This is a genomic window from Sphingomonas oryzagri, assembly GCF_029906645.1.
Classification (GTDB): Bacteria; Pseudomonadota; Alphaproteobacteria; order Sphingomonadales; family Sphingomonadaceae; genus Solisphingomonas; species Solisphingomonas oryzagri.
Genome location: NZ_JARYGZ010000001.1, coordinates 467,553 through 487,862, shown reverse-complemented (window position 1 = coordinate 487,862; position 20,310 = coordinate 467,553). Strand labels below are relative to the sequence as shown.

Genomic DNA, 20,310 nt, shown 5'->3' with positions numbered 1-20,310 from the left:
AGTTGGGCGACCGGCATTGCGACGTTACTCGGCCGCTTCCAGATGCGCCTGCTCCACCCGCATCGGCACGATGCCGAGCTTGGCGAAGAGGGCGGCGTCGCGGTCGTCGCCGGCGTTGCCGGTGGTCAGCAGCTTGTCGCCGGTGAAGATCGAATTGGCCCCCGCCATGAAGCAGAGCGCCTGCGTGCTGTCCGGCATGCTCTCGCGGCCCGCCGACAGGCGCACCATGCTCTCCGGCATCGTGATCCGCGCCACCGCGACCGTGCGGACGAACTCGATGTCGTCGATCTTGGCCGAGGGCACGTCCTTCAATATGTCGCCCAGCACCGTGCCCGCCACCGGCACCAGCGCGTTGATCGGCACCGAGCCCGGATGCACCGGCAGCGTCGCCAGCGCATGGATGAAGCCGACGCGATCGCCGCGCGTCTCGCCCATGCCCATGATCCCGCCCGAACAGACGTTGATCCCCGCGCCGCGCACATTCTCCAGCGTGTCGAGCCGATCCTCGAACGTCCGCGTCGAGATCACGTTGGCGTAATTCTCGGGCGAGGTATCGATATTGTGGTTGTAGTAATCGAGCCCCGCCTCGCCCAGCTTCTGCGCCTGATCCGGCGTCAACATGCCGAGCGTCATGCAGGTTTCCATCCCCATCTCGCGCACGCCGCGGATCATCGCGGCGAGCGCGGGAATGTCCTTGTCCTTGGGGTTGCGCCAGGCGGCGCCCATGCAGAAGCGGGTCGAGCCATGGTCCTTGGCCTGGGCTGCTGCCTGCAGCACCTGCTGGACCTCCATCAGCTTGGTGGCCTTCAGCCCCGTCTCGGCGTGGGCGGACTGGTTGCAATAGCCGCAGTCTTCCACACAGCCGCCCGTCTTGATCGACAGCAGCGTCGAAAGCTGCACCTCGTTCTCCGGATGGTGGCGCACATGCACGTCGTGCGCGCGGCTCACCAGATCGAGGAAGGGCAGATCGAAGAGATCGGCGATCTCCTCGCGGGTCCAGTCGTTACGGCCGGCACCAGAAAGACCCGTTCGCACTGAGCCTGTCGAAGTGCGTGCCTCACGCGCATCGCCTGCGGCACGTCCTTCGACAGGCTCAGGACGGACGGTGGAGAGGGTATCGGAGGACATCACGCGGCTTTCTCTTTCTCGCTCTCGGGCGGCATATTGTGGCCCAGCAGCTTCAACACCTCCGCGGCGGCATCCGCAAGGTTCGTTCCCGGCCCGAAGATCGCCGAGACGCCCGCATCGTACAGCGCCTGATAGTCCTGCGCGGGGATCACGCCGCCGGCGATGACCTTGATGTCGCTCCGCCCCTTCTCGCGCAGAAGGTTGATCAGTTCGGGGATCAAAGTCTTGTGACCGGCCGCGAGGCTGGAGGCGCCGACCACGTCGACATCCTCCGCGATCGCCACATCCACCGCCTCGGCGGGCGTCTGGAACAGCGGCCCCGCGACGATATCGAAGCCGAGATCGCCGAACGCCGACGACACGAGGTTGGCGCCGCGATCGTGGCCGTCCTGCCCCATCTTGGCGACGAACATCTTGGGCTTGCGGCCCTTGCGCCGCTCCACGGCGGAGACGCCCTCGATCAGCCCGACCCAGCGCGCATCCTCGCCATAGGCGCCGCCATAGATGCCCTTCACCGGCGTCGGCTTGGTGCCGTAGCGGCCGAACACCGCCTCCATAGCCGAGGAAATCTCTCCCAGCGTCGCCCGCTTGCGCGCGCACTCGACGGCGAGGCCGAGGAGGTTCTCCTTGCCCCCCGCCCCTTCGGTCAGCGCCGCGAGCGCGGCCTGGCACGCCGCCTCGTCGCGGCCCGCCTTCACCTTCTCGATGCGCGCGATCTGGGCGGCGCGGACGGCGACGTTGTCGACATCGAGGATGTCGATCGGGTCTTCCTTGTCCTTGGCATATTTGTTGACGCCGACGACGACCTCCTCGCGGCGATCGATCCGCGCGGCGCGGGCGGCCGAGGCCTCCTCGATCATCGCCTTGGGCCAGCCCGCCGCCACGGCCTTCGCCATGCCGCCTTCGGCCTCCACCTTCTCGATGATTTCCCAGGCGCGATCGACCAGCTCTTTGGTCAGGCTCTCGATGTAATAGGAGCCGCCGAGCGGATCGACGACGTTGCACATGCCGGTCTCCTCCTGGATCACCAACTGCGTGTTGCGGGCGATGCGGGCGGAGAAATCTGTCGGCAACGCAATCGCTTCGTCGAGGGCGTTGGTATGGAGGCTCTGGGTGCCGCCCAGCATCGCCGCCATCGCCTCGATCGTCGTGCGCATGACGTTGTTGTAGGGGTCCTTCTCGGTCAGCGAGACGCCCGACGTCTGGCAATGCGTGCGCAGCATCTTCGAGCGCTCGTCCTGCGCGCCGAGCTTCGTCATCACCCGATGCCACAGCACGCGCGCGGCGCGCAGCTTGGCGATCTCCATGAAGAAGTTCATGCCGATCGCGAAGAAGAAGCTGAGCCGCCCCGCGAACTTGTCGATATCGAGCCCGCTCGCGACGCCGTATTTCACATATTCCGCGCCGTCCGCGATGGTGAAGGCCAGTTCCTGCACCTGCGTCGCCCCGGCCTCCTGCATGTGATAGCCGGAGATCGAAATGCTGTTGAATTTCGGCATGTTGCGGGACGTGTATCCGAAGATGTCGGAGATGATCCGCATCGACGGTTCGGGCGGGTAGATATAGGTGTTGCGGACCATGAACTCCTTGAGGATGTCGTTCTGGATGGTGCCGTCCAGAAGCTCCTGAGGGACGCCCTGCTCCTCGCCCGCGACGATGAAGAAGGCGAGGATCGGGATCACCGCGCCGTTCATCGTCATCGACACGGACATCTTGTCGAGCGGGATGCCGTCGAACAGGATCTTCATGTCGTCGATCGTATCGATCGCCACGCCCGCCTTGCCGACATCGCCCGTGACGCGCGGATGGTCGCTGTCATAGCCGCGATGGGTGGCGAGATCGAAGGCGACCGACAGGCCCTTCTGCCCCGCCTTGAGGTTGCGATGGTAGAAGGCGTTGGACTCCTCGGCGGTGGAGAAGCCCGCATATTGGCGGATCGTCCACGGGCGACCCGCATACATCGAGGCGCGGACGCCGCGCGTGAAGGGCGCGAAACCGGGCAGGCCGGGTTCCCAACCGTCGACATCCTCCTCGGTATACAGAGGCTTGACGTCGATCCCTTCCGGCGTGTGCCAGGTGAGGTCCTTGCCCTTCACCTCCTTGTCGGAGGCGGCCTGCCATTGACCGAGCGTTGGCTTCTCACTCATCGTCAAAAGCTCCGTTCGTCCTGAGCGAAGTCGAAGGACGTGCTGCAGGCGGTGTCGTTTGGGGCACGTGCTTCGACTACGCTCAGCACGAACGGGGTATGGGCGTTGCGCACCATATCAGTGCGCCCCTTGCCTGGGCGTTTCCATGATCTCGGTCAGCACCCCGTTCATGTCCTTGGGGTGGACGAAGAAGATCAAAGTACCATGCGCGCCGATGCGCGGCTCGCCGAGCACCTTGGCGCCCTTGCCCTCGAACCACGCCTTCGCCTCATGGATGTCAGGCACCTCGTAGCACATATGGTGCTGCCCGCCGGCCGGGTTCTTGGCGATGAATCCGTGGATCGGCGAGGCCTCGCCCAGCGGCTCGATCAGCTCGATCTGGGTGCCGGCGGTGCTGCCCTCCCCCGGCGTATCTACGAAGCACACCTTCACGCCCTGCGCGGGCAGGTCGAACGGCTCGTGGATCTTCGTCGCGCCCATCACGTCGCGGTAGTAGGCTACCGACTTCTCGATCGAGGGCGTCGCGACGCCGATATGGTTGAGCCGCCCCAGTTTCATCACACCAGCTCCACCGCCATCGACGTGGCCTCACCGCCACCCAGACAGATCGAAGCAAGACCGCGCTTCAACCCATTGATCTGCAAGCCGTTGATCAGCGCGCCGAGGATGCGCGCGCCGGAAGCACCCACCGGGTGGCCGAGCGCGCAAGCGCCGCCGTGGATGTTCAGCACGTCGTGCGGCACGCCGAGATCGTGCATCGCGATCATCGCGACGGTGGCGAAGGCCTCGTTGACCTCGAACAGGTCGACATCCTTGGTCGTCCAGCCGGCCTTCTCCAGCGCGCGCTTGGACGAGCCGACCGGCGCCGTGGTGAAATATTGCGGCTTGTGGGCGAAGGCGGCGTGGCTCACCACCCGCGCGATCGGCTTCACGCCCAGCTTGTCGGCGACGCTCATGCGCGTCATCACCAGCGCCGCAGCACCGTCCGAGATCGACGAGGCATTGGCCGCCGTGATCGTGCCGTCCTTGGCGAAGGCGGGCTTCAGCGTCGGGATCTTGGCGAGATTGGCGTTGCGCGGCTGCTCGTCGGTATCGACGACCACCTCGCCCTTGCGGGTCTTGACCGTGACGGGCACGATCTCGTTGCCCAGCTCGGCCGTATGCTTCTGCGCGCGGGTCAGCGAGTTGATCGCGAATTCGTCCTGCGCCTCGCGGGTAAATTGATATTCGCCGGCCACGTCCTCGGCGAAATTGCCCATCAGCTTGCCCTTCTCGTACACGTCCTCCAGCCCATCGAAGAACATGTGGTCGTAGAGCCGGTCATGGCCGATGCGCGCGCCGGCGCGGTGCTTGAGGTTGAGGTAGGGCGCGTTGGACATGCTCTCCAGTCCGCCTGCGACGATGATGTCGGCCGAGCCGGCGGCGATCGCGTCGGACGCCATGATCGCGGCCTGCATGGCGGAGCCGCACATCTTGTTGATGGTGGTCGCTTCGACGGTGTTGGGCAGCCCGGCATAGATCGCCGCCTGCCGCGCCGGCGCCTGGCCGAGACCGGCCGGCAGCACGCAGCCCATGTAGCAGCGCTCGATCTGCTCGGGGGTCAGCCCCGACCGCTCGACCGCGCCCTTGACGGCGATCGCGCCGAGTTCGGTGGCGGTGAGCGAGGACAGCTCGCCCATCATGCCGCCCATCGGCGTGCGGGCGAAGGACAGGAAGACTACGGGATCGGTGGTGGACATATGCTCTTCCTCAGTTGGCCGGTTGCGCGCCAGGGCGCCAACCCGGCTGATCCTTGCGAATGGCCACGATCAGCTTGTCGTAGACCATGTTCATGAATTGGCGCGCGTCGTGCGGTGCCTCGAACCAGACATCGACACCCAACGCCGCCACCTTTTCCCTCACATCGTAATCTGCTGCCGTAGCCCCGTTCCAATCCCACCATTCGCGTGCAACCTGCAGGCGTGCCTCTCGATCATGATCCAGCACCGCCGCGTCGATGGCCTTCTCGACGCTGCCGAACTCATGCTCGAAATCCTGATGGCAATAACCACCGAGGAACTGGTCCAGAGTGAGCCAGCGGGCTTGCGCATCGCGGCGAAGCTGGAGGGTTTTGCGGCTCACAGCGGAATGTTGTCGTGCTTCTTCCAGGGGTTCTCGAGCTGCTTGTTGCGCAGCTTGCGAAGCCCCAGCGCCACGCGCTTGCGGGTGGAATGCGGCATGATGATCTCGTCGATAAAGCCCTTGGACGCCGCCACGAAGGGGTTGGCGAAGCGGGCCTCGTATTCGGCGGTGCGTTCGGCGATCTCTTCCGGCGTCTTGCCGCGGAAGATGATCTCGACCGCGCCCTTCGCGCCCATCACCGCGATCTCGGCGGTCGGCCAGGCATAGTTGAAATCGCCGCGCAGGTGCTTGGAGGCCATGACGTCATAGGCGCCGCCATAGGCCTTGCGGGTGATCACCGTGATCTTGGGCACCGTCGCCTCGGCATAGGCGAAGAGCAATTTCGCGCCGTGGGTGATGATGCCGTTATGCTCCTGGCTGACGCCCGGCAGGAAGCCCGGCACGTCCACGAAGGTGATGATCGGGATGTCGAAGGCATCGCAGAAGCGCACGAAGCGGCCCGCCTTGCGGCTCGCCGAAATGTCCAGCACGCCGGCCAGCACCATCGGCTGGTTGGCGACGATGCCGACGGTGCGCCCCTCGATCCGGCCGAAGCCGATGATGATGTTGCCGGCATAGTTCGGCTGGAGCTCGAAGAAATCGCCCTCGTCGACCATCTTGGCGATCAGCTCGTGCATGTCGTAGGGCTTGTTGGCGCTGTCCGGGATCAGCGTGTCGAGGCTCGGCTCGATGCGATCCCACGCATCCTCGGTTGGGCGGACGGGCGCGCCCGAGCGGTTGCTCTCCGGCAGGAAATCGATGAAATCGCGCGCGGCGAGCAGCGCCTCGACGTCGTTCTCGAAGGCCTGATCGGCGACGCCGGATTTCTGGGTGTGGGCGACGGCGCCGCCCAGCTCCTCCTGAGTCACGACCTCGTTGGTGACGGTCTTCACCACGTCCGGGCCGGTGATGAACATGTAGGATGAGTCCTTCACCATGAAGATGAAGTCGGTCATCGCCGGGCTGTATACCGCGCCGCCCGCGCACGGCCCCATGATGAGGCTGAGCTGCGGCACCACGCCAGAGGCGAGCACGTTGCGCTGGAACACCTCGGCATAGCCGCCGAGCGAGGCGACGCCCTCCTGGATGCGTGCGCCGCCGCTGTCGTTGAGGCCGATCACCGGCGCGCCGACCTTCAGCGCCATGTCCATGATCTTGCAGATCTTCTGCGCGTGCCGCTCGGACAGCGAGCCGCCGAACACGGTGAAATCCTGGCTGAACACGAAGACGAGGCGGCCGTTGACGGTGCCCGATCCGGTGACGACGCCGTCGCCGGCGATGTGCGTCTCGTTCATGCCGAAATCGACGCAATTATGCTCGACGAACATGTCGAGCTCCTCGAACGAGCCTTCGTCGAGCAGGATGTCGATCCGCTCGCGGGCGGTGAGCCGGCCCTTGGCATGCTGCGCGTCGATGCGCCGCTGTCCGCCGCCCAGGCGGGCCTCGGCGCGGCGTTGTTCAAGCGTCTCGAGGGTCGTGGGCATCGCTCTCCTTTCCTGGGCGGCGGTGATGCGCAGGGCCTGCCGCAGCGCCGCGCGAGACGCAAATGTGGTTTTGTGAAGTTGCGAATGACCTTTTTGTGAAATAGGTGGAGACATGCCCCGCGCCCCTCGCCCCCTCTATGCCGGCACGCGTGTTCGCGAACTGCGCGGCCGGCTGCGGATGAGCCAGGTGGCAATGGCCGAGCGGCTGGGCATCTCGGTCAGCTATCTGTCGCAGATCGAAACCGACGGGCGCCCTCTCACCGCTGCCGTGTCGCTGGCATTGGCCGCGGCCTTCCCCGCAGACTGGTCCGGCATCGACGAGGACGAGGGTGCACGCCTGCTCGCCGGCCTCGCCGAAGCCGCTGCCGAAGCACTGCTGCCCGAGCCGCCGCCCGAGCCGGAGATGCTCGCCCGCGCGGTGGAGCAGCAGCCCGCCCTCGCCCGCCGTTTCGTTGCGATGCACGCCGCCTGGCGCCGCGCCGAGGACCAGCTCCAGCGCCTCGACGACGCCTATGACACAGGCGCCCCCTCCGGCGGGCGCCTGCCGTGGGACGAGGTGCGTGACTGGTTCCACGATGCCGGAAACTATGTCGACCTGATCGACACGGCGGCCGAGGCGATCGGCGACGCGCTGGAGCCGGGACCGGACGCGCTCGCCGAGCGATTGCGCGACCGGCATCGCATCACCCTGCGCACTCCCGGCACAGAGTCGGCGCCGCTGCGCGCCTTCGACCCCGCGCACCGCATCCTGACGCTCGATCCCGCGCAGGCACCGGAGAGCCGCGCTTTCCAGCTCGCCCACCAGCTCGCCCGCATCGAACTGGCGGAGGAGATCGGGCAGGTGCTCGCCCGCGCCACCATGCCTTCCGTGGAAGCGACACGCCTGCTTTCGATCGGCCTCGCCAATTATGCCGCCGGTGCGATCCTGATGCCCTACGAAGCCTTCCGCGCCGAAGCGCGCCGCCTGCGCCACGATATCGATCGCCTGCGCCGCCGCTTTGCCGTCAGCTTCGAGCAGGCCTGCCACCGCCTCTCCACCCTCCAGCGGCCCGACCAGCGCGGCACGCCCTTCTTCTTCTGCCGGGTCGATATGGCGGGCAACATCACCAAGCGGCACAGCGCCACCCGCCTGCAATTCGCCCGCTTCGGCGGTGCCTGTCCGCTGTGGATCATGCACGAGGCGGTGGCGATCCCCGACCGCATCCTCACCCAGCTCGCCGAGATGCCGGAGGGCACCCGCTACGTCGCGATCGCCAAGGGGCTGGTGAAGGAAAGCGGCAGCTATGCGCGATCACCGCGCCGCTATGCGGTCGCGCTCGGCTGCGAGATCGGCGAGGCCAAGGACTTCGTCTATGCCGACCATCTCGACCTGACCCGCACGGACGCCGCCACGCCGATCGGAGTCTCCTGCCGCATCTGCCCGCGCGAGGGATGCGAGCAGCGCGCCTTTCCGCCTTCGGGCCGTGCACTGCGCATCGACCCCGAACGGCGCGAGGTCGTACCCTACCGGTTCGATTAGGCGCTGAGCGCCTTCGTCTCGATCGCGCGGATCTGCGCGACGCTGAAACCGGCCTCGCGCAGTTCGGCCGCCTGCATGTCGGGCAGGTGATGGCGATGATGCGCCACCACGATCGCGCGGCGCAGCGTCTCCAGCCGGGGATCGGCCAGCGCCCGCCGCTCGGAATTGAGGCCGAACAGCTTGGTGACCATCCGTTCGAGTCGGCCGGGCTTCTCGATGCTGCCGAGGCGATCGGTGCGGGCGAGCGCGATCACCTGCTCCTCGAGATCGGTGAAGCTCGCAGGTTCCATCGGCGGTACGCGATAAGGCGCCACGTCCGGCGAGCGCGGCTGCGGATCGATGTCGGTACGGACGGTCGCCCGATACGCCATGTTCTCCTCCTTGCTCAAAAGCCAGACTCACGCGCCGGAAATCCGGCATCCCGCACCGCAGCCGCGTACCCATAAGGGGCACGCTGTCAAGCACGAGAACGGCGAAATGCGACCTTCCGGGTGAACGCAGGATTGCTGGAACGGACTGCAGTGCAGCAAAGGCGGTGATCTGTTTATGCGATCCTTATGGCATCCACCGCGATCGCTGCTCGAACCCTTACGGGGATCGGCCCCAGATAGCAGGCTCGACGTCATCAGGAGAAGGCCGACATGCTTCCCGCCAGCAAGGCCGAGCGATCTCTTATGCTACATGGCGCGGGCCTTGCGATGCTGGGCCTCGCCTGGTTCCTGGGGCATCTGCTGCTCGCCATCGGCTTCGGCCATGCCGGGCACGAACCCGCCATCGCCTACCCGCTGGCCTTGATCACCTTCCTGATGGCGAGCGCCGGGGTGGCGCTGGCGGTGATGGGGCCGCGCCTGTTCCACCGGGTGATCGTCGCCGATCGCTGGCTGCCCCATGTTCCCGCGACCTTCCGCGAACAGAAACCCGAGGATCGCGCCTGACCATCATCCTGCGCTAGAGCCGGCCCCGCATGACAAAGGAGTCGCTCGAATGCAGGACGATTACGGGGCCGGCCGCCCCAGCCTCTATGTCACCCGCCGCCTGCCGGGCGCGGTGGAGGCGCGACTCACCAGCCTGTTCGACGCCTCCTTCAACCCCGACGACGCTCCCCGCACGCGCATCGAACTGGAAAACGCGATGCGCGAACATGACGCGATCCTGCCGACGATCACCGATCGTCTCGACGCGGACCTGCTTGCCCTGCCCGGTCGGCGCGCCCGCCTCATCGCCAATTTCGGCGCGGGCGTCGATCATATCGACCTCGCCGCAGCTCAGGCCAACGGCGTCGTCGTCACCAACACGCCCGATGCGCTCACCGACGCCACCGCCGATATCGCGATCCTGCTGATGCTGATGGCCGCGCGCCGCGCGGGCGAAGGCGAACGCGAGCTGCGTGCCGGGCGCTGGGCCGGCTGGCGGCCGACGCACATGATGGGCCAGGCTATGGGCGGCAAGACGCTCGGCCTCGTCGGTTATGGGCGCATCGCGCGCGCCACGGGACTGCGCGCTGCCGCGTTCGGAATGCGGGTGATCCATCACAGCCGCCGCCCGTCCGGCGAGCCGGGATATGTCGATACGCTGGAAACGCTTGCGGAGGAGGCGGACATCCTCTCGCTCCACGTCCCCGGCGGGGCCGGCACCCGCCATCTGGTCGACGCGGCGCTGATCACGCGGATGAAGCCGAGCGCGATCCTCATCAACACCGCGCGCGGCCCGGTGGTGGACGAGGCGGCGCTTGCCTCGGCGCTCCGCGGAGGCCGGATCGCGGCGGCCGGGCTGGACGTCTACGAGCGCGAACCCGCCGTCCATCCCGATCTGCTGGCCTGCGAGAATGCGGTGCTGCTCCCCCATCTCGGTAGCGCGACGATCGAGACGCGCACCGCCATGGGGATGCAGGCGGCGGACAATCTGGAGGCGTTCTTCACCGGCCGCGAATTGCCCAACCGTGTCGCCTGACCTTCGAACCATCGATCTCGCCGCCGCGACGATCCGACCGGCGCTGGGTGACTCTCTGCTCCTCATTGGCCTGTGCGGCGCGCAGGGGAGCGGCAAGTCCACGTTGGCCGCCGGACTGGCCGCCCTTTTCCGGCAAGAAAGCGTGCCGAGCGCGATCCTGTCGATCGACGATGTCTATCATACGAAGGCGGAGCGCGAGCGGTTGGCACGCGAGATCCATCCGCTGCTGCGCACGCGTGGCGTCCCTGGCACGCACGACCTCGTGCTCGGCCGTCACGTGATCGACGATCTGGCGGCGGGCCGCTCCGCGCGCCTGCCACGCTTCGACAAGGCGACCGACGATCGCGCCCCGGTCTCACAATGGGAAGTTGCGCCCGCCGGGACGCGCCTGCTGATCCTCGATGGCTGGTGCGTCGGCGCGCGTCCGCAGGCGGCCGCCATGCTGGCCGATCCGGTCAATGCGCTCGAGCGCGAGGAAGATGCGCACGGCATCTGGCGGCAGTACGTCAACGACCAGCTCGCCGGTCCCTATCAAGCCTTCTTCGCGCGGATCGACCGCCTGATCCTGCTCGCAGCGCCCGGTTTCGAGATCGTTCTGCGCTGGCGGATCGAGCAGGAAGAGGCGCTCCGCCGTGAACGCGAAGGCGGCATGAACGACGCCGAGATCGCCCGCTTCATCCAGCATTACGAGCGGCTGACGCGACACATCCTCAGCGAAATGCCGGCGCGCGCGGACCTCGTCATCCCGCTCGCCGAGGATCGCTCGCCACGGATCAGAGGATGATCTCGAAGCTCCCGCCGCCGCCCGGCTCGCCCGCATAGCGGATCGCGCCGTGGTGAAGCAGCACCACCTGCCGCGCGAAGCTCAGCCCCACGCCTGTGCCCGCGCGCTTGGTGGTGAAGAAGGGGAGGAAAATTTCGCCGAGATACTGGTCCGGCACGCCCGGCCCGTTATCCTCCACCATGATCCGTACCCGATCGAGCGGTAACGCCTCGATCGACAGCGAAACGCGCGGCGCCGGGTCATGCTCGCTGGCCGCCTCGCCGCCGTTCTTCATCAGGTTGAGCACGACTTGCGACAGCAACTCGGGATCGGCGTTCAACTGCAACCGATCGGGCACGACCGATACGACCAGTTCCACCCGCTCGCCCACCGGCATCGCGCGATAGAGCCGCGCCAACTCGTCCGCCCACGTCTTCGCGACGAAGCGGCGCGGCGCGATGGCCGGCGCGCGGCTGAACTCGCGATAGCTTTCCACGAAGTGCATGATGCCGGCCGCGCGCCGCGCCAGCGTCTCCACCGCGATTCGAGCGTCACCGATCGCCGGATCGTCGCTCTTGTCGATCTCCGCCATGATCGAGACGGCACTCTCGGCGAGCGACGTCACCGGCGTCATCGAGTTCATGATCTCGTGGGTCAGCACGCGGACCAGATCGGCCTGTGTCGCCACTTCGGCGGCATCCAGCTCGCCCTGGATGATCTGCACCGATACGATCCGCCACAGCCGCCCCAGCCGCTCGACCTGCGTCACCGCCACCATCGCGCGCTGCGGCAGGCCGCCGATCGTCACCCGGCACAGCCGCCGGTCGCCCGGAACGACATCGGTGAGCGCCGCGACGAAGCCCTCGCCATAGACGCCCAGATCGGCGACGCGCGTGCCTTTGGCCTGTCCAAACAGGCGGCGTGCGGCCTTGTTGGACAGTTCCACCCGTCCGTCCGCGTCGATGGCGAGGATCGGGGTCGGCGCTTCGTCCACCAGGGTGGCGGCGAAGCGGTTCTCGGCGGCCTCGGCCGCGCGATGGTCGCGCAGGCGGCGGATGCCGGCGTTGAGCGTCGCGCCCAGCGTGTCGAAGCCGCTACCCTGCCCGCTCTCGCGGAACACCTGCGTCAGATCCTCGTGGCGGATCGCGGTGGCGAAGCGGGTCATCTCGGCATTGCTGCGCGATACCGCCCGCCACAGCGCCGCGGCGGCGGCGATCGCGAGCAGGCCGAACAGCGTCACCGTCGCGACATGGCCCGGCTGCGCCAGGAACCAGGCGAAGCCGAACAGCAATGCGACCAGCACCGCCATATGCCCCGCCAGCCGCAGGACGAAGGGCTGCCTAGAGCCCATGCTTCTCCATCCGCCGGTACAGCGAGCCGCGCGTCAGGCCGAGTTCGGAGGCCGCGTTGGAGATGTTGTAGCCATGCTTCTGGAGCGCGCGCTCGATCAGTTGGCGCTCGGCCCGATCGAGGTTGAGGTCGGCCGCGACCGGTTCGACCACGGCGGACGCCTGGACATGCGGCACCGGCGCCGATGCCGCCCTCGGCAACGGGAAGTCCTTGATCGCCAGCGTCGCTCCGTCGGCAAGGATGATCGCGCGTTCGGCGGCATGGCGCAGCGCGCGCACATTGCCCGGCCAGTCGTAGGCGACCAGCGCATCTCGCACGTCGTCGGGCAGCGCCGGCGCCGGGCGATCGTAGCGCGCGGCATATTGGCGCAGATAATGGTCGAGCAGCAGCGGGATGTCCTCGCGCCGGTCCCGCAACGGCGGCAGTTCGATCTCGACCGTATTGAGCCGGTAGAGCAGATCCTGCCGGAAGCGGCTCTCGCTGCCGAGCTGATCGGGCGGCAGGTTGGTCGCCGAGATCACCCGCACGTCGATCGGCACCGGGGCATTGGCGCCGACCGGGGTCACCTTGCGCTGCTCCAGCGCGGTCAGCAGCTTGGGCTGGAGGTGGAGCGGCAGGTTGCCAACCTCGTCCAGAAACAGCGTGCCGCCGTCCGCCGCCTGCAGCCGCCCGACACGATCGGCGCGGGCGTCGGTGAACGCGCCCTTCACATGGCCGAACAGCTCGGAATCGAAGAGGTTTTCCGCCACCGCGCCGAGATCGACGGTGAGCATCGCCTTGTCCCGGCGCCTTGAAAAGCGGTGCAATTCCCGCGCGACCAGTTCCTTGCCGGTGCCGTTCTCGCCGAGGATCAGCACGTTGGCGTCGGTCGGCCCGGCCTTCTCGATCAGCGACAGCACGCGCGCCATCGCCGGCGAGGAGCCGAGCAGCGGGGTTTCCGACGGCGCGACGGGAGTCTTGGCCGACTTCGTCTCGATGCTCTGCCGGCGCGAGCGACTGAGCGCGGCGGCCGATCGCACGGCGGAGAGCAGCTTCTCGTTCGCCCAGGGCTTGGAGACGAAGTCCGTCGCCCCCTCCTTCATCGCGCGGACCGCGACCTGCACCCCGCCATGCGCGGTGATCAGCACCACCGAAACGTGCGGATCGCGTTCCAGTATCCTGCCCAGCCAGCGGAAGCCCTCGCTGCTGTCCGTCGCCCCGCGCGCGAAGTTGGCGTCGAGCAGGATCACGTCGGGCCGCGCTTCCGCCATCCAGTCGACCGCCTGTTGCGGCTGCGGCGTCACCTTCACCTCGGCGAAGAGCTGGCGCAGCAACAGCCGCGCGGCGAGGAGGATGTCCTCGTCGTCATCCACCACGACGCACAGACCGAACGGCTTTTCGCTCAAGACCCACTCCTTCTATGCCCGTTTGCTGCCATCGTTCGGCGGCGGCGACAACGTCTGTTTCCGGACACTCGACTGTCCGGATCCGGACAGTTCGAGAACAAGCCATCGTAGCCGCCCGCCCGAAAAGCCCCGATTTCCCGACTTTCGTCGAATTGGCACGGCTCCTGCTCAGTCCTTCCCGTGACCGACATGTCGCCGGCCACGAGGAAAGGAGAGATCCCATGCGTAAGTTCGTCACCACCCTGATGTTCGCCGGAGCCAGCCTCCTCGGCACCGCCGGCATCGTCGCCTATGCCGATCCGGCGATGGCCGAGACACCGACCGCGACCGTCCACTACCAGAGCGCGGAACTCGCCAGCACGGATGGTCGCGCCGCGATCGCCAAGCGCATCCGCTTCGCCGCCGCCCGCGTCTGCGAGACGACCGAAGCCGGCCAGCAGTTCGCCGAGGGCGCGTGTCGCACCCAGGCCTATGCCGGCGCCGCAGCCGAGCTGTCGGCCCGCTGATGAGCACGCCCGGCGCGGCCATGGACCGCCGCATCGAGCGGCCACGTACCGACCGTCGCTGGCGCTGGGTTGCCGCGGCGGTCGGTCTGCTGGCGCTGCTCGTGCTCGGCTGGCGGCTGATCCCGTCGAGCGGATCGACCGACGTCTCCGCCGCCGACATCGAGACCGGCAATGTCGCGCGCAACCGGTTCGAGGACTACCTCCCCGTCCGCGCCACCGTCGCGCCGAACATCACCACCTTCGTCGGTGCCGTCTCGGGCGGGCAGGTCGAGAAGCTGCTGGTGCAGGACGGCACCGCCGTGACCGAGGGCCAGCCGATCGCGACCCTGATCAATCCGGCACTCAAGCTCGACGTGCTGACCCGCGAGGCGGAGATCGCCAGCCAGCTCGGCACGCTTTCGGGCGACGATCTGGCTCTGGAGAAGAGCCGCCTCGATCGCGCCAGCCAGACCTCGTCGGCCAGCTACGATCTCATCAAGGCCAACCGCGACCTTTCGATCCGCCAGCAGCTTCATGATCAGGGCTTCGTGTCCGACGAGGGCGTGAAGAGCTATCGCGAGGAGGCGGACTATCAGCAGAAACGCCTCGCCCAGCTCCGTTCCGGCCAGTCACGCGAGGACAAGACCGCGAACCTTCAGGCTTCGCGCCTCGCCGAGACGCGCGCGCGCCTCACCAGCAATCTCGCTGCCGTGCAGGCCGGGCTCGATGCGCTGATCGTACGCGCGCCCGTCACCGGCCGCCTCACCAACTTCACCATTCAGCCGGGCCAGATGCTGAAAGCCGGCGATCCGGTCGGCCAGGTCGACAGCGAGGGTTCGTGGAAGCTCGTCGCCGACGTCGACGAATATTATCTCGGCCGTGTCGCGGTCGGCCAGCGCGCCAGCGGCGACAACGGCCTGACGCTCACCGTCACCAAGGTGCTGCCCGCCGTCACCAACGGCCGCTTCCGTATCGAGCTCGGCTTCGTCGGGCCACCGCCGAAGGGCCTCAACCGCGGCCAGACCACCGACATCCGCGTGACGCTCGGCTCCGCCCGCGAGGCGCTGACCGCCCCGGTCGGCGGCTGGGTCGACAGCGGCGGCGGCAATTCGGCCTATGTGATCGACGCCGACGGCCGCCACGCCCGCCGCCGCGCGATCCGCACCGGCGCCCGCAATCCCGAACAGGTCGAGATCCTGTCCGGCCTCGCCCCCGGCGACCGCATCGTCACCTCCAACACCGCCGCCTACGACAAGAGCGGCACCCTCAACATCCGCTGACGGAGAGCTTCATGATCCGCCTCGAATCCATCCAGCGCCGCTACGCCTCCGACGAGGTTGAGACCACCGCGCTCGCCGACATCAACCTGGAGGTGGCCGAAGGCGAATTCCTCGCCGTCATGGGGCCTTCCGGCTGCGGCAAGTCCACCCTGCTCAACATCCTCGGCACGGTCGATCGGCCGAGTTCCGGCCGTTACCTGTTCGGCGATCATGGCGACCTCGCGGTGATGAACGAGGCAGCGCTGGCGCAGATGCGCGGGCAGACGCTGGGCTTCGTCTTCCAGAGCTTCAACCTGATCGACGAGCTGACCATCCAGGAGAATGTCGCGCTCGGCCTTGCCTACCGGAAGGGTTCGCAGGGCGACAAGAAACAGCGGATCGAACAGGCGATGGACCGCGTCGGCATCTCGCACCGCGCGCGCCATTACCCGCACCAGCTTTCGGGCGGCCAGCAGCAGCGCGCCGCGATCGCGCGCGCCATCGTCGGCGATCCCAGCCTGATCCTCGCCGACGAGCCGACCGGCAACCTCGATACCGAGAACGGCCAGCAGGTGATGGACATCCTCACCAGCCTGAACGGCGAAGGCGCGACGATCATCATGGTCACCCACTCGCCATCCCACGCCGACATGGCGAAGCGCCGCATCGACATGCTGGACGGGCGCGTCGTCTCCTCCGTCGCCCGCGCGATCTGAGCCGGAGGCATCCCCATGAACCGCTTCGCGCTGATCAGCTTCTACCGCTCGCTCGTCCGCCACAAGCTCTACGCCGCGCTCAACATCGGCGGGCTGGCGGTGGGCATCGCAGTGTTCCTCGTGCTGACCCTCTACGTCCGTTTCGAGACGGGCTACGAAACCTTCCTGCCGCATCACGAGCAGGCCTACCTGCTCAAGAACCGCTGGACGCTGCATGGCGTAAAGGCGGCCGACTATGACGGATCGATGGGTGGCCTGCTCGAACAGCTGCGCCAGGATTTTCCGGAAACGGTCGGCACCCGCATGAAGGGCGCGCAGGCCACCGTGCTGCGCAACGGCAACGCCACCACCGAAGGCGCCGAATTGGTCGATCCGAGCTTCTTCGACGTGATCGACGTGCCGGTGATCGAAGGCGACGCCCGCGCCGCCCTGGCCGCGCCCAACAACGTGCTGATCAGCCAGAAGATCGCGAAGAAATACTTCCCCGGCGGCCACGCCATCGGCCAGCGCATGACGATCGCCCTGTTCGGCGTCTCGCGCGACTATCGGGTCGCCGCGATCCTTGCCGACGCACCGCGCGATACCGAGCTCGACTGGGACATCGTGATGCGCCTGGTGCCGACCCAGATCCCCGGATCGAACTGGTATCATTGGGGCAGCGCGACGCTCTCCACCTATCTCCGGTTTCCGAACGAGGCGGCGATGCGGGCCTATTCCGCCCGCCTTCCCGCCTTCATCGATCGGCGCGCACAGCACGACTTCACCAACGGCCGCCCGAGCGATCAGCTCGCTTTTCCTCTGGTGCCGATCCGTGATGTCCATCTGTCGCGCCCCGGCGGCAAGCTCGCGGTGACGACGCTGGGGCTGGTCGGCGTGCTGACCCTGCTGATCGCGATCATCAACTATGTGAACCTGGCGACGGCGCGCGCAGGTCTCAGGGCACGCGGGGTGGCGATGCGCAAGGTGCTGGGCGCCAGCCGCGGCGCGCTCGTCCGCCATTTCCTGAGCGAGGCGATCGCCACCGCGCTCGCCGCGGCGCTGATCGGGCTGGCGCTCGCCGAAATGGCGCTGCCGGTGGTCAATGCCGCCGGCGACGTCACCCTGACCATCGATTATGTCTTCGTCGTGCCGCTGCTCGCCCTGCTGGCGATCGTGGTCGGCGTGGCGGCAGGTCTCTATCCTGCGCTGCTGCTCTCGCGCTTCCCGGCAGCCGCCGTACTGGCGTCCGCGCGCAGCCCCGGCGGCGGGCGGACGGGCACACGGCTGCGCGAAGGGCTGGTCGTGATCCAGTTCGCGCTCGCCATCGCCTTCCTGATCGGCACCGGCGTGCTCTTCGCGCAGACCAGCCATCTTCGCAGCGCCGATCTGGGCTTCAGGCGGGATGGTCTGATGGTGATCTCGTCCTTCGGATCGCAGAGCCTCAACGATGGTCAGCGCGCCTCGCTGCTCGCCGCCTTCCGCAGCCTGCCGATGACGGTCGCGGTCACCACCGCCGACAGCGCGCCGGGCGACGAGAGCTATACCAACGCGACCGGAATCTACCGCCCCGGCCAGAGCGAGGACAGCGCGCCTTCGATCAGCACCTACAGCATCGGCAAGGACTGGTTCGCCACAAACGACGCGCGACTGGCTGCCGGCCGCTTCCTCGATACCGCGCACCGGCAGGACGATTCCGGGCTGACCGGCACCGGCACCGCCAACGTGGTGATCAACCGCGCGGCCCTGTCGAAGTTCGGCTTCCGCAACCCCGATGAGGCGATCGGCCAGACGGTGCTGGAAACCGAGCCGGACGGCCCCGCGCAGCCGCGCGTGATCGTCGGCGTGATCGACAACATCCGCTTCCATTCGCCGCGCAAGGAACTTGCCGGCGCGCTCTATCACTACACCTCGCAGCCGATGGAATACACGGTCGCCAGCGTCCGTTTTCAGGGTGATCCGCAGATCGCGCTGTCCGCATTCCGCAACGCCTGGCGCGGGATCGCTCCGGAGGTGCCGTTCGAGGCCAAGACTGCCGCTCAGAATCTCACCCGCTATTACAAGCCGGACGATCGCGCCGCCCGTCTGTTCGGCATCGGCGCGGGCCTGGCGGTGCTGATCGGCTGCGTGGGACTGTGGGGCCTCGCCTCCTTCAACACCGCGCGGCGCGTGAAGGAAGTCGGCATCCGCAAGACGCTGGGCGCCTCATCGACCGACATCGTCAGGCTGCTGGTCGGCCAGTTCCTGCGCCCCGTGCTGATCGCCAACCTGTTCGCCTGGCCTCTGGCGTTCCTGGCGATGCGGACGTGGCTGGCGGGCTTTGAGGACCGGATCGCGCTGTCGCCGCTCTATTTCGTCGCGGCGACGGTGATCTCGCTGCTGATCGCGGTGGCGACGGTGATCGCGCAGTCGCTGCGCGCCGCCCGCGCAGCCCCGGCCTGGGCGCTCCGTCATGAGTAAGGGGGCCATGAGTAAGGGTGCCGTGAACAAGCGCGCGCTCGCTCTGCTGGCACTGCTGGCGACGCCTGCCAGCGGCGAGACGCTGGCCCAGGCGGTGGACCAAGCTTACGCCTCCAACCCGGTGCTGGCCGCCGCCCGCGCCCGGCAGGAGTCGCTCGCCGAAACGCCCGAGCAGGCGCGGGCCGGTGGCCGTCTCACCGCATCGGCCGACGCAGCCGGTGGCTACGACAAGTTCGATTACGGCAAGGGCGGCGCTGCGACCGTCTCCGCCGACCTACCGATCTGGACCGGCGGCCGCGTCTCCTCGGCGGTGCGCGCCGCGCAGGGCGACGTCGCGGCGGGCGCGGAGGGGCTGCGCGACACGCAGGCGGCAGTGCTGAGCGACGTCGTCGGCGCCTATGCGGAGTTACTCTACGACCAGCAGGCGGCCGACATCGCGCGTGCCGACATCGAGCTGCTCGACCACCAGGTGGCCGAGGCCAATGCCCGCTACAAGCTCGGCAAGGCGACCCGCACCGACGTGGCCCAGCTGGAGGCTCAGCGCGCGTCGGCAGTCGCGACGCTGGCCGATGCGGAGGCGACGCTCGCCGTCACCGCCGCCGGCTATCGTGCGACGGTGGGCAGCGATCCCGGCTCACTCGCACCGCCGCCCGCGACGCTGGCGACACTCCCCGTCGGCCTCGATCAGGCGCGCGACCGCACGCTCGACAGCAATCCGCTCTACCGCCAGAGCCAGCGCGTCGCCGACGCGTCCTCGGCGCGGATCGATGCCGCGCGGGCCAATGGCGCGCCGACCGTCTCGCTCGGCGGCACCTACGGCTATGACGGCCGGATCACCGGCGACGACCACTATTTTCCGCGCGCCGCCTCGGCGGGCGTGGTGCTGCATGTCCCGATCCTCACCGGCGGCCTGGTGGCGTCACAGGTGAGGCAGGCGCGTGCCGACTATCGCGCCGCGCAGTTCGACAGGGATGCCGCCGCGCGCGAGGCGGTGCGTGCCACCGAATCCGCCTGGGCCGGGATGCAGGGCGCCCGCGCCCAGCTCTCCGCCAATCACGACCGGACGGTCGCCGCCGACCTCGCGCTCAAGGGCGTGCGCGCCGAATACGGCTTCGATCTGCGGTCGACGCTCGATATCCTCGTCGCCGACGAAAGCCTGCGCGCCGCCCAGCTGGCGGAAGCGCGCAGCCGCAGCGACCTGCTGATCCAGCAGGCGGCCCTGCTCCGCGCGGTCGGCGCCCTCGACCGGGCTGCGTTCGAATAGTGGCAGGCTCGACTTTGCCGGCAGGTCCGTTAGCCTGCCGGCGAACCGGAGGGCTTTCCATGCGACTGATCATCGCCATCCTGCTGCCTTGGCTGCTGTTCTTCACGATCGGGCGACCGCTCGCAGGCATCGTCTGCCTGATCCTGCAGATCACCCTGATCGGCTGGCTGCCCGCCGCGATCTGGGCTGTCTATGCGCTCAGCCAATGGGACACGGATCGCAAGATCGCGGATTACGTGCGGGGGCGGTGAGCGCTTCCTAGCC

At 67.8% G+C, this 20,310-nt stretch carries 19 protein-coding genes; 10 read left to right on the top strand and 9 right to left on the bottom strand.

Annotation, left to right across the window (positions count from 1 at the left end):
- Nucleotides 1-24 precede the first annotated feature (24 nt).
- From bioB to QGN17_RS02355, 6 genes are all read right to left on the bottom strand, one after another.
- Nucleotides 25-1,035, bottom strand: a complete 1,011-nt coding sequence (gene bioB, locus QGN17_RS02380) for a biotin synthase BioB (RefSeq protein ID WP_281042921.1) — start codon at nt 1,033-1,035, stop codon at nt 25-27.
- Nucleotides 1,036-1,127: 92 nt separating this feature from the next.
- The gene (gene scpA, locus QGN17_RS02375; RefSeq protein ID WP_281042919.1) at nt 1,128-3,275 is read right to left on the bottom strand and encodes a methylmalonyl-CoA mutase; all 2,148 of its coding nucleotides are present in this window, start codon (nt 3,273-3,275) and stop codon (nt 1,128-1,130) included.
- A gap of 117 nt (nt 3,276-3,392) precedes the next feature.
- Complete coding sequence (gene mce, locus QGN17_RS02370) at nt 3,393-3,833, bottom strand: methylmalonyl-CoA epimerase (protein ID WP_281042918.1); 441 nt, start codon at nt 3,831-3,833, stop codon at nt 3,393-3,395.
- Entirely contained in the window at nt 3,833-5,014 is a 1,182-nt protein-coding gene (locus QGN17_RS02365) for an acetyl-CoA C-acyltransferase (RefSeq protein ID WP_281042917.1), read from the bottom strand. The genes mce and QGN17_RS02365 overlap by 1 nt, the downstream gene beginning before the upstream one ends.
- A gap of 10 nt (nt 5,015-5,024) precedes the next feature.
- Nucleotides 5,025-5,396, bottom strand: a complete 372-nt coding sequence (locus tag QGN17_RS02360) for a contact-dependent growth inhibition system immunity protein (RefSeq protein WP_281042916.1) — start codon at nt 5,394-5,396, stop codon at nt 5,025-5,027.
- Complete coding sequence (locus QGN17_RS02355; RefSeq protein ID WP_281042915.1) at nt 5,393-6,919, bottom strand: acyl-CoA carboxylase subunit beta; 1,527 nt, start codon at nt 6,917-6,919, stop codon at nt 5,393-5,395. The genes QGN17_RS02360 and QGN17_RS02355 overlap by 4 nt, the downstream gene beginning before the upstream one ends.
- Before the next feature lie 112 nt (nt 6,920-7,031).
- Between QGN17_RS02355 and QGN17_RS02350 the strand changes: the two genes are divergently transcribed.
- On the top strand, nt 7,032-8,438 hold the full coding sequence (locus QGN17_RS02350; RefSeq protein ID WP_281042914.1) for a helix-turn-helix domain-containing protein: 1,407 nt from the start codon (nt 7,032-7,034) through the stop codon (nt 8,436-8,438).
- Here the strand turns inward: QGN17_RS02350 and QGN17_RS02345 are convergent.
- Nucleotides 8,435-8,809 carry a hypothetical protein gene (locus QGN17_RS02345; protein WP_281042913.1) on the bottom strand — a complete coding sequence of 125 codons (375 nt, stop codon included), beginning with the start codon at nt 8,807-8,809 and terminating at the stop codon, nt 8,435-8,437. The two genes, QGN17_RS02350 and QGN17_RS02345, sit on opposite strands and share 4 nt — an antisense overlap.
- A 270-nt stretch (nt 8,810-9,079) precedes the next feature.
- On the opposite strand from QGN17_RS02345, the gene QGN17_RS02340 reads away from it, so the two are divergent.
- Genes QGN17_RS02340 through QGN17_RS02330 form a run of 3 tightly spaced genes read left to right on the top strand, consistent with a single transcriptional unit; the run spans nt 9,080 to nt 11,172 of the window.
- On the top strand, nt 9,080-9,373 hold the full coding sequence (locus tag QGN17_RS02340) for a hypothetical protein (RefSeq protein WP_281042912.1): 294 nt from the start codon (nt 9,080-9,082) through the stop codon (nt 9,371-9,373).
- 49 nt (nt 9,374-9,422) lie between these two features.
- A complete protein-coding gene (locus QGN17_RS02335; protein WP_281042911.1) occupies nt 9,423-10,388 on the top strand; it encodes a 2-hydroxyacid dehydrogenase in 966 nt (321 codons plus the stop codon).
- Entirely contained in the window at nt 10,378-11,172 is a 795-nt protein-coding gene (locus tag QGN17_RS02330) for a kinase (RefSeq protein WP_281042910.1), read from the top strand. The genes QGN17_RS02335 and QGN17_RS02330 overlap by 11 nt, the downstream gene beginning before the upstream one ends.
- On the opposite strand, the gene QGN17_RS02325 is transcribed toward QGN17_RS02330, so the two are convergent.
- Together QGN17_RS02325 and QGN17_RS02320 are read right to left on the bottom strand one after the other, a co-directional pair.
- On the bottom strand, nt 11,162-12,502 hold the full coding sequence (locus tag QGN17_RS02325; protein ID WP_281042909.1) for a sensor histidine kinase: 1,341 nt from the start codon (nt 12,500-12,502) through the stop codon (nt 11,162-11,164). The genes QGN17_RS02330 and QGN17_RS02325 overlap by 11 nt on opposite strands.
- Entirely contained in the window at nt 12,492-13,886 is a 1,395-nt protein-coding gene (locus QGN17_RS02320) for a sigma-54-dependent transcriptional regulator (protein WP_281042908.1), read from the bottom strand. The genes QGN17_RS02325 and QGN17_RS02320 overlap by 11 nt, the downstream gene beginning before the upstream one ends.
- Nucleotides 13,887-14,107: 221 nt before the next feature.
- Between QGN17_RS02320 and QGN17_RS02315 the strand changes: the two genes are divergently transcribed.
- The 6 genes from QGN17_RS02315 to QGN17_RS02290 are packed head-to-tail and all read left to right on the top strand — an operon-like array spanning nt 14,108 to nt 20,297.
- Nucleotides 14,108-14,392, top strand: coding sequence for a UrcA family protein (locus tag QGN17_RS02315; protein ID WP_281042907.1), 285 nt, complete (start codon nt 14,108-14,110; stop codon nt 14,390-14,392).
- Nucleotides 14,392-15,651 carry an efflux RND transporter periplasmic adaptor subunit gene (locus QGN17_RS02310; RefSeq protein WP_281042906.1) on the top strand — a complete coding sequence of 420 codons (1,260 nt, stop codon included), beginning with the start codon at nt 14,392-14,394 and terminating at the stop codon, nt 15,649-15,651. The genes QGN17_RS02315 and QGN17_RS02310 overlap by 1 nt, the downstream gene beginning before the upstream one ends.
- An 11-nt stretch (nt 15,652-15,662) precedes the next feature.
- A complete protein-coding gene (locus QGN17_RS02305) occupies nt 15,663-16,346 on the top strand; it encodes an ABC transporter ATP-binding protein (RefSeq protein WP_281042905.1) in 684 nt (227 codons plus the stop codon).
- 15 nt (nt 16,347-16,361) lie between these two features.
- The gene (locus QGN17_RS02300; protein WP_281042904.1) at nt 16,362-18,782 is read left to right on the top strand and encodes an ABC transporter permease; all 2,421 of its coding nucleotides are present in this window, start codon (nt 16,362-16,364) and stop codon (nt 18,780-18,782) included.
- Between the two features lie 7 nt (nt 18,783-18,789).
- A complete protein-coding gene (locus QGN17_RS02295; RefSeq protein ID WP_281042903.1) occupies nt 18,790-20,046 on the top strand; it encodes a TolC family outer membrane protein in 1,257 nt (418 codons plus the stop codon).
- 59 nt (nt 20,047-20,105) lie between these two features.
- Nucleotides 20,106-20,297: a YqaE/Pmp3 family membrane protein gene (locus tag QGN17_RS02290; protein WP_281042902.1), complete on the top strand. Its 192-nt coding sequence runs from the start codon at nt 20,106-20,108 to the stop codon at nt 20,295-20,297.
- Nucleotides 20,298-20,310: the final 13 nt, after the last annotated feature.

What these genes read in the sequence shown, in the direction of transcription:
- QGN17_RS02305 (WP_281042905.1), top strand. Translation starts at nt 15,663, where the DNA reads ATGATCCGCCTCGAATCCATCCAGCGCCGCTACGCCTCCGACGAGGTT.
- QGN17_RS02310 (WP_281042906.1), top strand. Translation starts at nt 14,392, where the DNA reads ATGAGCACGCCCGGCGCGGCCATGGACCGCCGCATCGAGCGGCCACGT.
- QGN17_RS02315 (WP_281042907.1), top strand. Translation starts at nt 14,108, where the DNA reads ATGCGTAAGTTCGTCACCACCCTGATGTTCGCCGGAGCCAGCCTCCTC.
- QGN17_RS02295 (WP_281042903.1), top strand. Translation starts at nt 18,790, where the DNA reads ATGAGTAAGGGTGCCGTGAACAAGCGCGCGCTCGCTCTGCTGGCACTG.
- QGN17_RS02290 (WP_281042902.1), top strand. Translation starts at nt 20,106, where the DNA reads ATGCGACTGATCATCGCCATCCTGCTGCCTTGGCTGCTGTTCTTCACG.
- QGN17_RS02300 (WP_281042904.1), top strand. Translation starts at nt 16,362, where the DNA reads ATGAACCGCTTCGCGCTGATCAGCTTCTACCGCTCGCTCGTCCGCCAC.
- QGN17_RS02365 (WP_281042917.1), bottom strand. Translation starts at nt 5,014, where the DNA reads ATGTCCACCACCGATCCCGTAGTCTTCCTGTCCTTCGCCCGCACGCCG.
- QGN17_RS02355 (WP_281042915.1), bottom strand. Translation starts at nt 6,919, where the DNA reads ATGCCCACGACCCTCGAGACGCTTGAACAACGCCGCGCCGAGGCCCGC.
- QGN17_RS02345 (WP_281042913.1), bottom strand. Translation starts at nt 8,809, where the DNA reads ATGGCGTATCGGGCGACCGTCCGTACCGACATCGATCCGCAGCCGCGC.
- QGN17_RS02335 (WP_281042911.1), top strand. Translation starts at nt 9,423, where the DNA reads ATGCAGGACGATTACGGGGCCGGCCGCCCCAGCCTCTATGTCACCCGC.
- QGN17_RS02350 (WP_281042914.1), top strand. Translation starts at nt 7,032, where the DNA reads ATGCCCCGCGCCCCTCGCCCCCTCTATGCCGGCACGCGTGTTCGCGAA.
- mce (WP_281042918.1), bottom strand. Translation starts at nt 3,833, where the DNA reads ATGAAACTGGGGCGGCTCAACCATATCGGCGTCGCGACGCCCTCGATC.
- scpA (WP_281042919.1), bottom strand. Translation starts at nt 3,275, where the DNA reads ATGAGTGAGAAGCCAACGCTCGGTCAATGGCAGGCCGCCTCCGACAAG.
- QGN17_RS02340 (WP_281042912.1), top strand. Translation starts at nt 9,080, where the DNA reads ATGCTTCCCGCCAGCAAGGCCGAGCGATCTCTTATGCTACATGGCGCG.
- QGN17_RS02325 (WP_281042909.1), bottom strand. Translation starts at nt 12,502, where the DNA reads ATGGGCTCTAGGCAGCCCTTCGTCCTGCGGCTGGCGGGGCATATGGCG.